10 protein-coding genes are annotated in these 13,377 nt (G+C 65.6%); 7 read left to right on the top strand and 3 right to left on the bottom strand.

Going from position 1 to position 13,377, the window contains the following annotated elements:
- Nucleotides 1-5 precede the first annotated feature (5 nt).
- Entirely contained in the window at nt 6-593 is a 588-nt protein-coding gene (locus MJ122_RS02490) for a YecA family protein (RefSeq protein WP_017521924.1), read from the bottom strand.
- A 209-nt stretch (nt 594-802) separates the two neighbouring features.
- Here MJ122_RS02490 and recQ point away from each other — a divergent pair, with 209 nt between their 5' ends.
- The 5 genes from recQ (at nt 803) to MJ122_RS02465 (ending at nt 8,430) form a co-directional block, all read left to right on the top strand.
- Nucleotides 803-2,947 (top strand): DNA helicase RecQ, encoded by a 2,145-nt coding sequence (gene recQ / locus MJ122_RS02485; protein ID WP_239742113.1) that lies wholly within the window; start codon nt 803-805, stop codon nt 2,945-2,947.
- A 97-nt stretch (nt 2,948-3,044) separates the two neighbouring features.
- The gene (locus MJ122_RS02480; RefSeq protein ID WP_239742111.1) at nt 3,045-4,241 is read left to right on the top strand and encodes a GGDEF domain-containing protein; all 1,197 of its coding nucleotides are present in this window, start codon (nt 3,045-3,047) and stop codon (nt 4,239-4,241) included.
- A 97-nt stretch (nt 4,242-4,338) separates the two neighbouring features.
- Nucleotides 4,339-5,355: a DUF2804 domain-containing protein gene (locus tag MJ122_RS02475; RefSeq protein ID WP_239742109.1), complete on the top strand. Its 1,017-nt coding sequence runs from the start codon at nt 4,339-4,341 to the stop codon at nt 5,353-5,355.
- Between the two features lie 107 nt (nt 5,356-5,462).
- A complete protein-coding gene (gene slyA / locus MJ122_RS02470) occupies nt 5,463-5,897 on the top strand; it encodes a transcriptional regulator SlyA (RefSeq protein WP_017521920.1) in 435 nt (144 codons plus the stop codon).
- A gap of 292 nt (nt 5,898-6,189) precedes the next feature.
- On the top strand, nt 6,190-8,430 hold the full coding sequence (locus MJ122_RS02465) for a FimV/HubP family polar landmark protein (protein WP_239742107.1): 2,241 nt from the start codon (nt 6,190-6,192) through the stop codon (nt 8,428-8,430).
- Nucleotides 8,431-8,539: 109 nt separating this feature from the next.
- On the opposite strand, the gene MJ122_RS02460 is transcribed toward MJ122_RS02465, so the two are convergent.
- On the bottom strand, nt 8,540-10,738 hold the full coding sequence (locus tag MJ122_RS02460; RefSeq protein WP_239742105.1) for a patatin-like phospholipase family protein: 2,199 nt from the start codon (nt 10,736-10,738) through the stop codon (nt 8,540-8,542).
- 70 nt (nt 10,739-10,808) lie between these two features.
- On the opposite strand from MJ122_RS02460, the gene MJ122_RS02455 reads away from it, so the two are divergent.
- Both MJ122_RS02455 and rfaD read left to right on the top strand, forming a co-directional pair.
- Nucleotides 10,809-11,093, top strand: coding sequence for a SelT/SelW/SelH family protein (locus MJ122_RS02455; protein ID WP_239742103.1), 285 nt, complete (start codon nt 10,809-10,811; stop codon nt 11,091-11,093).
- Between the two features lie 124 nt (nt 11,094-11,217).
- Entirely contained in the window at nt 11,218-12,210 is a 993-nt protein-coding gene (gene rfaD, locus MJ122_RS02450) for an ADP-glyceromanno-heptose 6-epimerase (RefSeq protein WP_239742100.1), read from the top strand.
- A gap of 244 nt (nt 12,211-12,454) precedes the next feature.
- Here the strand turns inward: rfaD and MJ122_RS02445 are convergent, their stop codons facing one another.
- Complete coding sequence (locus tag MJ122_RS02445) at nt 12,455-13,321, bottom strand: DMT family transporter (RefSeq protein ID WP_239742098.1); 867 nt, start codon at nt 13,319-13,321, stop codon at nt 12,455-12,457.
- Nucleotides 13,322-13,377 lie beyond the last annotated feature (56 nt).

Raw genomic sequence — 13,377 nt, 5'->3', positions numbered from 1 at the left:
AGGTTTCAGTGAGTGCGCGGCTTCAGCAGCGCAGGTTTCTCTTCCGGTGCCTGGCACAGCAGGAACAGGTTGGTCAGCAGCTCCGGGATCTGCGCGACCATGTCATCCACCAGGCCGCGGTCTCGGGCGATCTCGTCGAACTCGGGCTGTTCGTCGAACAGGCCGGAACCGACCATGATCGGCAGCAGCAGCTCACTGACTTCCTCCTCGGCCTGCTCGAACCACACCGCTTCACGCAGGAACACGCCCTCCATGAAGCCGATGCACCAGCCGCGGATGTCGGAGTCGTCCGGCTCGTCGCCCAGGTAGGGCTCGCACGGCAGCTCCAGCTCCTCGTCACCGGCCATCTGACGGATGATGTGCGCCTTGAGCTGGACCAGGGTGGATTCGATCTGGGTGCGCTCTTCCTCGTTGCGGTAGTGCGGCGGCTCGGCGAACAGGGCGTCGATCCACTCGCGCTCCGGGACTTCCTCCGGGCAGATTGCCAGGGCGGTCAGGTAGCCGTGTGCCGCCACGTAGTCCAAGGCTTCCTCGTGCAGGTCATCGGCATCGAGAAAGGCTTGCAGGCGGGACAATTGGTCGGCGAAGGACATCGGGTACTACCTCGGAGGTGATCGGTCCCGAATTGTAGTCTTTCCGCCGGCCCGCGGCAAAAGCCAAATGCCCGTGCAGCCCGCGCCGACGCAGGGCTCCGATGCAGAGCTCGGACGCATGTGACGGATTTTTCCGCAGTTTCCCGGACAAGGTGCCGGTCGCTGGCGGATCGCTTGCGTATAATGCCCGGCTTCATTCGGAGTCCTCCATGCTCGACCAGGCCCAGCGCATCCTCAAAGACGTTTTCGGTTACGACGCCTTCCGTGGCAATCAGGCGCGGATCATCGAGCGCGTGGCCAGCGGCGGCGATGCCCTGGTGCTGATGCCCACCGGCGGCGGCAAGTCGCTGTGCTTCCAGGTCCCGGCGTTGCTGCGCGACGGCCTCACGGTGGTGGTGTCCCCGCTGATCGCGCTGATGGAGGACCAGGTCGCCACGCTGGACGAGCTGGGCGTGCCGGTGGCGGCGCTGAACTCCTCGCTCAGCCCTGAGGCCCAGCGCGAGATCGCCGACCGCCTGCTGCGCGGCGAGATCAAGCTGCTCTACCTGGCCCCGGAACGCCTGGTGCAGCCACGCATGCTGGCCTTCCTGCAGCGCCTGCAGATCGGCCTGTTCGCCATCGACGAGGCGCACTGCGTATCGCAATGGGGCCACGACTTCCGTCCCGAATACCTGCAGCTGGGCCAGCTCGCCGAGCTGTTCCCGGAGGTGCCGCGCATCGCCCTGACCGCCACGGCGGACATGCGCACCCGCGAGGAGATGATCCAGCGCCTGCACCTGCAGAACGCCGAGCAGTTCCTTTCCAGCTTCGACCGGCCGAACATCTTCTACCGCATCGTGCCCAAGGAGCAGCCGCGCAAGCAGCTCCTGGGCTTCCTCGCCGAGCGGCGCGGCGATGCCGGCATCGTCTACTGCATGTCACGCAAGAAGGTCGAGGAGGTCGCCGAGTTCCTCTCCAACCAGGGCTTCCCGGCGCTGCCTTACCACGCGGGGCTGTCCAACGACCTGCGTGCCTATCACCAGAAGCGTTTCCTCAACGAGGAAGGGCTGATCATGGTCGCCACCATCGCCTTCGGCATGGGCATCGACAAGCCCAACGTGCGCTTCGTTGCACACCTGGACCTGCCGAAAAGCCTGGAAGCGTACTACCAGGAAACCGGCCGCGCCGGCCGTGACGGCCTGCCCGCCGACGCCTGGATGGCCTACGGCCTGCAGGATGTGTTGCTGCTGCGGCAGATGATGCAGAACTCCGAGGGCGACGAGCGCCACAAGCGCGTCGAACGGCACAAGCTCGAAGCCATGCTGGCGTTGTGCGAGGAAACCCGCTGCCGCCGCCAGGCGCTGCTGGCCTACTTCGACGAGGTGATGCCCAACCCCTGCGGCCACTGCGACATCTGCGTCGACGGCGTGGAAACCTGGGACGCCACCGAGCCGGCGCGCCAGGCCCTGTCCGCCATCTACCGCAGCGGCCAGCGCTACGGTGTCGGCCACCTGGTGGACGTGCTGCTGGGCAAGGACACCGAGAAGGTGCGCAGCGTCGGCCACCAGCACCTGGCGGTGTTCGGCATCGGCAAGTCCCGTGGCGAGGACGAGTGGCGCACAATGTTCCGTCAACTGGTCGCCCGTGGCTTCGCCGACGTGGATGTCGACGGCTTCAATGGTCTGCGCCTGACCGAGGCCTGCCGCCCGCTGCTGCGCGGCGAGGAGACGCTGGCCCTGCGCCGCGATCCCAAGCCGCAGCGCAGCAAGTCTTCCTCCTCCGGCGGAGCCAGCCCGGCCAGCCAACTGGTGCGCCAGGAAGAGCGCGAGATGTGGGAAGCCCTGCGAACCCTGCGGCGCAAGCTGGCGGAAGAGCACTCGGTGCCGCCCTACGTCATCTTCCCCGACGCCACCCTGCTGGAAATGCTCCGCAGCCAGCCCACCACGCTCACCGCCATGGCCCAGGTCAGCGGCGTCGGTGCGCGCAAGCTGGAGCGCTACGGCCAGGCCTTCCTCGATGTGCTCACCGAATCGGACAAGGCCCCGGACACCCCGGCCCCGGTCACCGACCTGCGCCACGAGCTGGTGACCCTGGCCCGCGCCGGCATGACCCCGGCGCAGATCGCCCGCCAGCTCGATTGCAGCGAGAAGAACGTCTACAGCCTGCTGGCCGAAGCCATCGGCCGCCAGCAGCTGACCCTGGAGCAGGCACTGGACCTGCCCGAGGAGCTGTTGGGCGAGGTGCAGGACGCTTTCCTCGACGAAGACGGCGAGCTGCCTCCGGTGAGCGCCATCGCCGAGCTGTTCGAGGGGCGTGTGCCGCTGGGCGTTCTGCATTGCGTACGTGCCGCCCTGCAGGCCGAACTGGAAGCCTGATCGGCAAACACCCGTGGTCAGGCCTCATCGCTTGTTGGTGCCGTCAGTTTCGTGACGGGACAAAACGACAAACTTGTGACGCCCGTCCCGAACCGCTATGGTGGCACTTAGACCTCCACGAGAAGAGGTGAGCGTGCCACAACAACAAAGCTGGCTGGACGATGTCCGCTCCAATGCCTACGCCGAACAGCTCTCCCGGGGCTTTCGCCGCCTGCGTTTCGAACCCGACCTCGAGACCCAGTACCGCCATTACCTGCTGGAGGACAGCTTCGATCTCAAGCGCACCGCGCTGACCATCGGCGTGCTGATCTGGCTGGCGCTGGCGGCTATCGACTTCCTTCTGATCCGGACTGCCGAACACTGGGACATGCTCGCCGTCCGTATCGGCGTGCTGGTGCTGCTGACCGTCTGTGGCGGGCTGATCCTGCAGCGCCGGCATATCCATCTGCTGGTGCCGCTGAGCCTGGCCTGCATCCTCAGCGTCGGCATTGGCGCGGCGGCCGTGGCGGGCATCGCCCATACGGTCGACCAGAGCTATCCCTATGAAGGCCTGCTGCTGGTCAGCATGGCCGCCTACTTCCTGATCGGCCTGCGCTTCGCCGAAGCGGTGGGCTGCGCCTCGGTGATCCTGCTGGCGTACGTGGGCTTCGAGCTGTACGCGGGGTTGCCGCCTGCCAAGCTGATCAGCAACGTGGTGTTCCTGCTGCTGGCCAACCTGGTCGGCGCGGTGGGTTGCTACCTGCTGGACTACAAGTCGCGCCAGCATTTCCTGATCAGCCGCCTGCTGAAAGTGATGGCCGAGCACGACGCACTGACCGGCCTGCACAATCGTCGCAGTTTCAATCGCCAGTTGGAGCGCCTGTGGCGACAGGCCCAGCGCGAGAGCGTGGGGCTGGCGCTGCTGCTCTGCGACGTCGACCACTTCAAGGCCTATAACGACCGCTATGGCCACCAGGCCGGCGATACCGTGCTGCAGCGCATCGGCGAGGTGCTTGCGGCCTGCGCCCGGCGCCCGCTGGACATCGCGGTGCGTCTGGGCGGCGAAGAGTTCGCGGTGCTGCTCTACGGCGCCAGTGAGCGCGAGGCCAAAGAGCGCGCCGAGGTATTGCGCGAATCAGTACAGGGGCTGGGCATCGCCCACGAGGGCTCGCTGACCGCAGACGAGGTGACGCTGTCCATTGGCGTTTCCTGCCTGTGGCCGGAAACCGGCAACCCGCTGCGCAGCATTTACGAACATGCCGACCGGGCTCTCTACGAAGCCAAGGCGTTCGGGCGCAACCAGGTCGTGGCCTGATGGCCCATTCGGTCCCCCGAGCTGGCGCCGTGTGTGACTGCGGGGCGCGTCGACGCGGTGCTAGCATGCGCCGCACCCCGTCACCGAGCCCGAGCCCATGCAGCAGCTGATCCAGCCCAACGGCCAACCGCACTACGGCATCTTTCCCGGCACCCCGGCGACCATCAATTACCGCGACTTCGACTTCCGCTCGCCGATGGGCCGGCGCCTCGGCGCATTGGCCAAGTGGCGCAGCTTCCACCAGTTCCAGTACTTCGGCCTGATCAGTCCGACGCTGATCGGCGGTTGTGCACTGGCGAACGTGAGCCTGCTCACCATCGGTTTCGTCTACCTCTACCATCCCGAAAGCGGGCGGATGATCGAGCGCCAGTTCAAGTGCCCGCTGGGAATGGGGACGCACTTCTCGCAGGCGCCCGATGACGGTATCTGCGAACTGCGCCAGGGGCGCAACCTGCTGCGCCTGGAGAACAGCTCTTCGCCCTTCGAGAAGCGTTTGCTGGTCGAGCTGGACGACGGCACCCGCATCGACGCGCGCTTCAGCGAGGAGCAACCGGCGTTCCAACCCATGAGCCTCTGCACCCCGACCGCGGTGAACGGCTGGGTCTATGCGCGCAAGGTGGCGGGCGTGCATTGCCAAGGCGAGGTGCGTTGCGTGCTGGGCAACTACGACCTGCGCGAGCTGGATGCCTACGCGCACCACGACTGGTCCGCCGGCTACATGCGCCGCGAGACCTTCTGGAACTGGGCCTGCCTGTCCGGCCCGGCGCAGGGCCGGCGTGTCGGGCTGAACCTGTCGTGCGGCGTCAACGAGACCAGCTTCACCGAGAACTGTTACTGGCTCGACGGCCAACGGGTGAAGGTCGACACGGTGCGCTTCGAGTTCGACCGCGACCATCCGCTCAAGCCCTGGACCATCCGCTCCTTCGACGGCCAGGTCGAATTGCGCTTCGAGGCCCACGGCCTGCATCAGGAGCGCCTCAACCTCGGCGTGCTGGCGAGCAACTTCAAGCAGATCTTCGGGCGCTTCTCCGGCGTGCTGCGCCCGGCAGGGCAGAGCGAGGTGCGCATCGAGAATCTCTGGGGCTTCGTGGAGGACCAGTACGCCAAGTGGTGAGGCAAGGCGTCACACCCTGCGACAATCTGTCATTGTACGGGCTTGATTAGCTGGCTAATAATTAGTCAAATCAACTTAGCCGATTCACTTCCGAACTTTGCACGACAATGTCAGATAACGATAAGCACTATTTCGGTACCCAACTGGCCCAGGCTTCGCGTGCCTGGCGGGCCGAACTCGACCGCCGTCTCAGTCACCTTGGCCTGTCCCAGGCGCGCTGGCTGGTGCTGCTGCACCTGGCGCGTCACTCCGCTGCACCCACCCAGCGCGAGCTGGCCCAGTCGGTCGGTGTCGAGGGTCCGACCCTGGCGCGCCTGCTCGACGGCCTCGAAGCCCAAGGGTTGGTCCGTCGCCAGGCTGTCGCCGAAGACCGCCGCGCCAAGCGCATCGCCCTGACCCCCAAGGCAGACGTTCTCATCACCGATATCGAGAACATTGCGGCAGCTGTCCGCAACGAAGTGCTCACCGGCATTTCCGAGGAAGAAATCGCGCTCTGTCAGAAAACGCTCAGTCGAATTCTCGGCAATCTCGAGCGAAACTGAGTAATTCATCACGTTATTCGGGTAGAGTAGCCATTTTTCTGGCGGTCTCTCGCGGGGTTGCTGGCCACTTGCCATCCACCCCTTAACCATTCGCCGGTTTTTCGACGATTTATCTTGACCAAACCCAGCGCAACACCTAATCCGTGATATCAGACGGCCTGTACCCTGCAAGGTACAGAGGAGTGGTGCGTTGCGGTCTGCGGTCCGGCATGGTTCCAGTGTGTGGACAGGTTGAGCCTGCCGCCCTTCGGGCGGTCAGGGGAATGGCAGACCCGGACAATGGGATGGGGTTATGGCTCGAATAAATAGAATTCCGCTGACGCTTGCCGCACTTTCGGTTTTTGTCTCCGCTCACGCGAATGCCCTCGGCCTTGGGGATATCACCCTGCATTCCGGGCTGAACCAGCCCCTGGATGCCGAGATCGCGCTGCTGCAGACCGGCGACATGACCTCCGATGAGCTCATTGCGAAACTGGCGAGTCCCGCCGACTACGAGAGCGCCGGCGTCGACCGTTTCGTCTTCCTGCAGAACCTGCGTTTCACCCCTGTGATCCGCAACGGTCGCGGCTACATCAAGGTGGTGTCCACGCAGCCGGTGCACGAGCCTTACCTGAATTTCCTGATCGCCGTGGAGCGTCCCAACGGTCGCCTGCTGCGCGAGTACACCGTGCTGCTCGACCCGCCGGAGTACAACAGCGCCAATCGCAGCGTGGCCGCCAACCTGAGCGAAGCGGCGCCTTCGCGGTCTTCGAACTACCGACCGGACAGCTACCGCGCGGAGCCTGTACGCAGCGCACCAGCACGGCCGCCGCTGCCGGCGGGAGACGGCCGTTACACCACGGTGCGCAATGACACGCTGTGGAAGATCACCTCGCAGCTGAGCGGTTCCGGTGCCTCGCGGGCACAGTTGATGGACAGCATCGTCGCGCTGAACCCGCAGGCCTTCGTCAACGGTGACCCGCATCGGCTGAAGGTCGGCCAGACGCTGGTCCTGCCGCAGGGCCAGCAGCTTGCCGGAGCCGGCAACAGTACAGCGCCTGCTTCTCAGCCGACTGCGGTGGCGCCTTCGTCCGCAGTCGAGCAGCCCGCCAGCAATGCGCCGGCTGCCGCCACGGCCAGCGCCCAGGCGCCGGTCCAGGCGAATGCCGCTCCCGCGGTAGCTGACGGTGATGCCAATCTCGCCAAGGTCGAGGCCGACCTGCTCCTGGCCAACGCCCAGCGCGACCAGATGAACCAGCGCATGGATGCCCTGCAGAAGCAACTGGAGTCCCTCCAGCAGGCCCTGCAGAGCCGTGACCAGCAGGTGCAGTCACTGCAGGCCGAACTGGACCGCCGCCAGGGCGCGGACGCCGCCGGCAGCGCCCCGGCCGCCGTGGCGCAGAGGGACAGCGCCCCGACCAACGCCGTGCCAGCCCCCAATGGCGTGGCGCCGGCACAGCAGGACGCTGCCGCTCCGAGTGCTGCCCAGCCCGCGACCCCGGCACAGGATGCGCAGGGTTCCGGTTTCAACTACTGGCCCTGGGTTGGCGTGGGTGCCCTTGGTGCGCTGCTGGTCGGCCTGCTGTTCGCGCGGCGCAAGCGCGAGGAAAAACCGATCGAGATGCCGCCGCTGCGTGCAGCGGCGCCCGAGCCGGTCAGACCGCTTCCGCAGGCCAAGCCGCTGGCCGCCGCCGTCGTGGCTCCGGTTCCGGTGCCGCACCCGGTGGTCGTCGCCACGCCCGAGCCGGGCGTCGCTCGCCTGCCGGCCGCCAGCGCGGACAGCCTCGAAGGTGCGGATATCTACATCGCCTACGGCCGTTTCAATCAGGCCCGCGACATGCTGCGCAAGGCTGTCAATGCGGAGCCGAGCCGCCGCGAACTGCGCATGAAGCTGCTGCTGGTGCTGGCCGAACTGGGGGACGTGGTCGGCTTCCATGAGGAAGAGCGCGCCCTGGTGGCGGTGGGCGGTGACCAGAAGCAGATCGATCAGCTCAAGTCCCGCTACCCGGCCATGATGATTCGCCCGGAAGATACATTGCAGCCGCCCACCGGCGAGACCCTCACCGACTGGGACGACCTCGAACTGGGCGAACCCGTGGCCGCTCCCCTGGAGCAGCCCAAGGCCGCGCAGGACCAGCCGGATTTCGCCATGAACCTCAGCGACCTGTCGCTGGACCTGGACTGGGACAAGCTCGACAACCCCTTCGAGTCGCCCAGACAGGGCAAGGCTGCTTCCAAGGCCGTACAGGACGTGCCGTCGGACTTCCGCAGCAACCTGCATGAGCTGCCGGAAATCACCGAGCTGGATCTGGGTGAGCACGGCGAAATGTTCGGCCATGGCCGCAAGGCCCAGGTGGATGAGGATTTGACCTTCGACCTGCCGGACGACATCGGCCACGAGCACGACGAACTGCTGGCCAGCCTCGATCGTGCTCGCCAGTGCATCGACCAGGGCAACCTGGAAGAGGCCTATGGCATTCTCAAGCAAGTGATCGCCAGTGGCGACTCCAAGGCCAAGGCCGAAGCGCGCGAGCTGCTGGCGCTGATTGCCTGATCCGCTGCGAGCATGAAAAAGCCCGGCCGATGCCGGGCTTTTTCTTGGGCGCGTGAAAATGGCGGGCAGGGTTCCCCCTACAGGCTTCTGTTGCTTTCTGCGCGAGAACTCAGAAATTGCGCCCCAGGTTGATGTACACCGCGTGTTCGCTGGCATCGTTCAGGCCGTAGCTGAAGGACAGCGGCCCCAGCGGCGTCTCGAAGCCCATGAGGAGGCTGCCAGCGTTGACGTAGCCGGTGTCGTAGCTGTTGTCGTTGTTCCAGACCCGCCCGCGCTCCAGGCTGCCGCCCAGGTAGAAGGGGAAGTCCAGCGGCAGGAAGGAACGCTCGGTCATGCGTCGGTAGTAGATGACCCGCCCGAGGCTGTAGTTCTGCCCGGACAGCGCGTCCTGGCGATAGCCCGAGAGCTGCCGCGCGCCGCCGAGCAGGAAGCTCGACACCACCACGTCGGCGTCGTCGATGGTGCGTCCGTAGCCTCCGCCCAGCACCCAGGTATTCGGGCCCGAGCTCAAGGCCTTGTCCAGCTGGATATCCCACTGCCGGTAGCGGTCGTCATCGCCCAGGGACGGCGTGTGCTCGCGGAACGAGGTCTGGATGTTCTCGCCTTCGCGGGGGAAGTCCACGTTGTCCATGGTGTCGAAGGAGTACTGCAACTGGGCATAGCCTTCGTTGAAGTGGTAGTCGGGCAGGTCCTGCTCGCCCACTCGCACGTCGGCCTTGCCGAAGGCCTGGGCGACGCCGAGGCGGAATTCGCCGTTGTTGGCGATCTGCCGGCCAAGGTTGATGCCGTAGCCGTAGCGCTCCAGGCGGTATTCGGCGATGGGATCGTCGTCCTGCGTGGCCTCGACGTTCTGCGCCTGGTTGAACAGGTAAGGGGCGACGAAGTAGCGCGAGCCCACGTCCAGCGGCTGGTAGAACTCGCTGTAGAGTTCCTGGCGGTCACCCAATTGCAGGCGCGTGAGCCACTCTGCGCCAAGGCGGTTGATGCCGTTCATGCGGTAGCTGCCGCCGACGTTGAAGGTGCTGTCGCCGCGCAGGTCGTCGGAGAGGTTCAGGCCCAGGCGCAGGTAATCGGTGCCGCTGCGCTTGCCGTAGGCGTGGATCACCAGCGCGTTGCCGGCCTTGTCTTTCTGGTTGTGCACCACGCGGTACTGAACCTGGTCGAAATAATCCAGGCCGTAGAGTGTGCTCATGTCGCGTTGCAGGCGCTCCAGGTCCAGCGGTTCGCCCAGCGGTTGGCGGATGTAGTGGAGGATGACGTCGTCGCTGACCTTGGAGTTGTTTTCCACCTCGATCCGATCGATCACTGGACGGCGCTCACCCGGCGTGCGCGCTTCGCTCAGGGCTACCGCCTCGGTATCGGCGGGCTTGCGCAGCGTCGCCAGGCGCGGGGCGAGGATGCTGGTGGCGCGGTAGCCGGCGTCGATCAGCTGCGGTACGCGGCCAAAGTCGGTGGAGCTGAAGCCGCTGAGCGGTGGCTGTACCAGCACATCGCTGGACTTCAGGGTGGCCAGCTGTGCTTCGGAGTTCTTGCGGGTCATCAGGGTGACGGACTGGTTGAGCATGTCCACCACGGTCAGCAGTTGCTTGCGATCCGCCAGCGGGTTGCCGATGTCGACCACGATGACCACGTCGACGCCCATCTGCCGAGCTACGTCCACCGGGATGTTGTCGACCATGCCGCCGTCCACCAGCAGCTTGCCGTTGACGTCCACCGGCGCGAATACCGCCGGGATCGACATGCTGGCGCGGATCGCCTGGGGCAGGTGGCCCTTGCTGAACACCACCTTCTCGCCAGTGGCGATGTCGGTGGCCACTGCGCGGAAGGGGATCGCCAACTGATCGAAGTCGCGCGTGTCGCTGGTGTGGACCAGCAGGCTTTCCAGCAGCATCGACAGGTTCTGCCCCTGGATGGCGCCCAGCGGCAGGCCGAGGGTGCCGTCATCGCGGAAACTGAGCTTCTGCTTCACCAGGAAATCGCGGTCGTCCTGCTTGCGGCGGAAGGGCACGTCGACCCGCGGCGGCGAGTCGGACAGCGCCTGCTTCCAGTCCAGTTCCAGGGCCAGCTGTTCCAGCTCTTTAGGTGTGTAGCCCGCCGCGTATAGGCCGCCGATCACCGCGCCCATGCTGGTGCCGGCAATGGCGTCGACGTGGATGCCCTGTTCGTCCAGTGCCTTCAGCACGCCGATGTGCGCCAGGCCGCGTGCCGCGCCGCCGGAAAGGACCAGGCCGATCTTGGGCTGCGGCATGTTCGCCGCCAGAGTGCCGAGGGGTAGGAAAAGGAGGAGGGCGAACAGCAATCGGCGCATGAAGAGAAGTGTCCGGTAGGGCGTTTCAGACCGGTATTATAGGGTCGCGCCCTACAGCAGAGTCTGATTCATGTCCGAAGCCAAAGCCGAAGTCGTCATCACCTATTGCACCCAATGCCAGTGGTTGCTGCGCGCCGCCTGGCTGGCCCAGGAACTGTTGAGCACCTTTGGCGACGATCTGGGCAAGGTCAGCCTGGTGCCGGGCACCGGTGGGGTCTTCCTGATCACCTGTGACGGCGAGCAGATCTGGGAGCGCAAGGCCGACGGCGGTTTCCCCGAGGCCAAGGTGCTCAAGCAGCGGGTGCGTGACCGCATTGATCCGCAGCGCGACCTGGGCCACAGCGACCGGCCCTGAGCCGTCGCTGTGCCGGCGGCCAATTAGTTTCGTTAGCTGGCTAACTTCCTTGCTTCATATCAAAAGGAGACCTGCGTCCCGCTTTTAGTCTGGTGGCATCCATTCTCCGCAAAGGATGCCCGCCATGAGCATCATCGTCACAGGCGCTGCCGGGTTCATCGGCAGCAACCTCGTCAAGGCGCTGAATCAGCGCGGCGAGACCGACATCATCGCGGTCGATGACCTGACCGAGGGCGACAAGTTCGCCAACCTCGCCGACTGCGACATCAGCGACTACCTCGACAAGCGCGACTTCATCGAGCGCTACGCCCGCGGCGACTTCGGCGTGGTACGCGCGCTGCTGCACCAGGGCGCCTGCTCCAGCACCCTGGAGCGCGACGGGCGCTACATGATGGACAACAACTACCGTTACAGCGGCGAATTGCTGGATGCCAGCCTGTCACTGGGCGTGCCTTTCCTCTATGCCTCGTCGGCAGCGGTGTATGGCGGTGGGCACGAGTTCCGCGAGATGCGCTCCTGCGAGAAGCCGCTGAACGTCTACGGCTATTCGAAGTTCCTCTTCGACCAGCGCGTGCGCAAGGCGCTGTCCACTGCTCGCACCCAGGTCGCCGGCTTCCGCTACTTCAACGTCTACGGCCCGCGGGAGCAGCACAAGGGGCGCATGGCTTCGGTGGCCTTCCATTGCTTCAACCAGTTCCGCGAGACGGGCAAGGTGCGGCTGTACGGTGAGTACGGCGGCTACCCTGCCGGCGGCCACCTGCGTGATTTCGTTTCGGTGGAGGACGTGGCCAAGGTCAATCTGCACTTCCTCGACAACCCCGAGCGCAGTGGCATCTTCAACCTCGGTAGCGGCCGCGCCCAGCCGTTCAATGACGTGGCCCTGGCGGTGATCAACACACTGCGCGAACAGCAGGACCTGCAGCCGCTGACCCTGGACGCGGCGATTCGCGCCGGTCTGCTGGAGTACAGCGAGTTCCCGGACGAGCTGCGCGGTAAATACCAGTGCTACACCTGCGCCGATATCGGCTTCCTTCGCGAGGCGGGTTACCGCGCGCCGATGATGGGCGTGGCGGAAGGTGTGGAGCGTTATTGCCGCTGGTTGCTGCAACAGGGCTGATACCGCTTGTATCGGGCTTTTTACCCAGTCTTTACCCAGGGCTGACACTCGGCTACCGCCGGGCGCGAGACAATATCCCCAGACACCACACCGAACAGGCCGCCACGCAGGTTGTCGTGCGATGAACCCTTGGCATTCCCTCCCCGGGGCAAGGTTCGAGTTTCGCGCGCTGCGGGGCGGCCTTCCCTTTCAGCCCGTCACGCCGCTCGACGCTACAGGGGGCCGACACGTCGGGGCCCAAGGATCAGTGCGAGCCGCGCGCGCTGAGGAAGGTGGCGAAGATGATCAGCGCACCGCCGGCCAGCATGCGCAGGCTGGGTTCCTCGCCGAACAGCACGGCGGCGAAGGCGATGCCGTAGACCGGCTCCAGGGCGAAGATCACCGCCGCCGTGCGCGCCTTGATCAAGCGCAGGCTGGCGACGAACAGGCTGTGGGCGACTCCGGTGCAGAGCACGCCCAGCGCCACCAGCCAGAGCCAATCCATGCCGCGTATCGATGGCAGTTCCTGCAGCACCAGCGGCAGCAGGCAGGCGATGATCGTCAGGTTCTGGCACAGCGCCGCCTGGATCGGGTCGATGCCGCGCACGCTTACTCGGTTGGCCAGCGACAGCAGGGCGAACAGCAGGCCGGAGAGGGTGCCCCAGAGCAGCCCGGCAGTGGCGCCGTCGCGCAGGTCCAGGGTCGGTGTGACCATCACCAGGCCGATGCACACCAACACCACCACCAGGTACTCGCCCTTGCGGATGCGCTCACGGAACAGCAGCCCCTCCAGCAATACGGTGAAAGCCGGGAAGCTGGCGAAACCGAGCGTTGCCACGGCGACGTTGCCCACCTTTACCGCAAGGAAGAAGGTCAACCAGTGCGTACACAGCAGTACGCCGCCGCCCAGCAGCATGGCGGCCTGCTTCAGCGTGGGGCGCCCCTGTTGACGCAGATGCCCGGCGAACACCGCGGCCAGTGACAGCGAGCCGAACAACGCGCGCCCGAAGACGATGACCAGCGGGCCGGCGAGGATGAGTTTGCCGAAGATGCCGGAGAGTCCGAACATCAGGGCGCCGATGTGCAGGCCGACCAGGGCGCCGCGGGGAGTGAGTTGGGTAATGCGATTCATGCCTGAAGTGCGGTGGCAGGGCCTTGTCGGGAAAGTGAAGCGTGCCGGGCCAGCCG

This window comes from Pseudomonas sp. DP-17 (assembly GCF_022380625.1).
Taxonomy (GTDB): domain Bacteria; phylum Pseudomonadota; class Gammaproteobacteria; order Pseudomonadales; family Pseudomonadaceae; genus Pseudomonas; species Pseudomonas nitroreducens_A.
This window is presented reverse-complemented; position numbering and strand designations above follow the sequence as displayed.

Coding starts and splice junctions, on each gene's coding strand:
- MJ122_RS02490 (WP_017521924.1), bottom strand. CDS start 593: ATGTCCTTCGCCGACCAATTGTCCCGCCTGCAAGCCTTTCTCGATGCC.
- recQ (WP_239742113.1), top strand. CDS start 803: ATGCTCGACCAGGCCCAGCGCATCCTCAAAGACGTTTTCGGTTACGAC.
- MJ122_RS02480 (WP_239742111.1), top strand. CDS start 3,045: ATGGTGGCACTTAGACCTCCACGAGAAGAGGTGAGCGTGCCACAACAA.
- MJ122_RS02475 (WP_239742109.1), top strand. CDS start 4,339: ATGCAGCAGCTGATCCAGCCCAACGGCCAACCGCACTACGGCATCTTT.
- slyA (WP_017521920.1), top strand. CDS start 5,463: ATGTCAGATAACGATAAGCACTATTTCGGTACCCAACTGGCCCAGGCT.
- MJ122_RS02465 (WP_239742107.1), top strand. CDS start 6,190: ATGGCTCGAATAAATAGAATTCCGCTGACGCTTGCCGCACTTTCGGTT.
- MJ122_RS02460 (WP_239742105.1), bottom strand. CDS start 10,738: ATGCGCCGATTGCTGTTCGCCCTCCTCCTTTTCCTACCCCTCGGCACT.
- MJ122_RS02455 (WP_239742103.1), top strand. CDS start 10,809: ATGTCCGAAGCCAAAGCCGAAGTCGTCATCACCTATTGCACCCAATGC.
- rfaD (WP_239742100.1), top strand. CDS start 11,218: ATGAGCATCATCGTCACAGGCGCTGCCGGGTTCATCGGCAGCAACCTC.
- MJ122_RS02445 (WP_239742098.1), bottom strand. CDS start 13,321: ATGAATCGCATTACCCAACTCACTCCCCGCGGCGCCCTGGTCGGCCTG.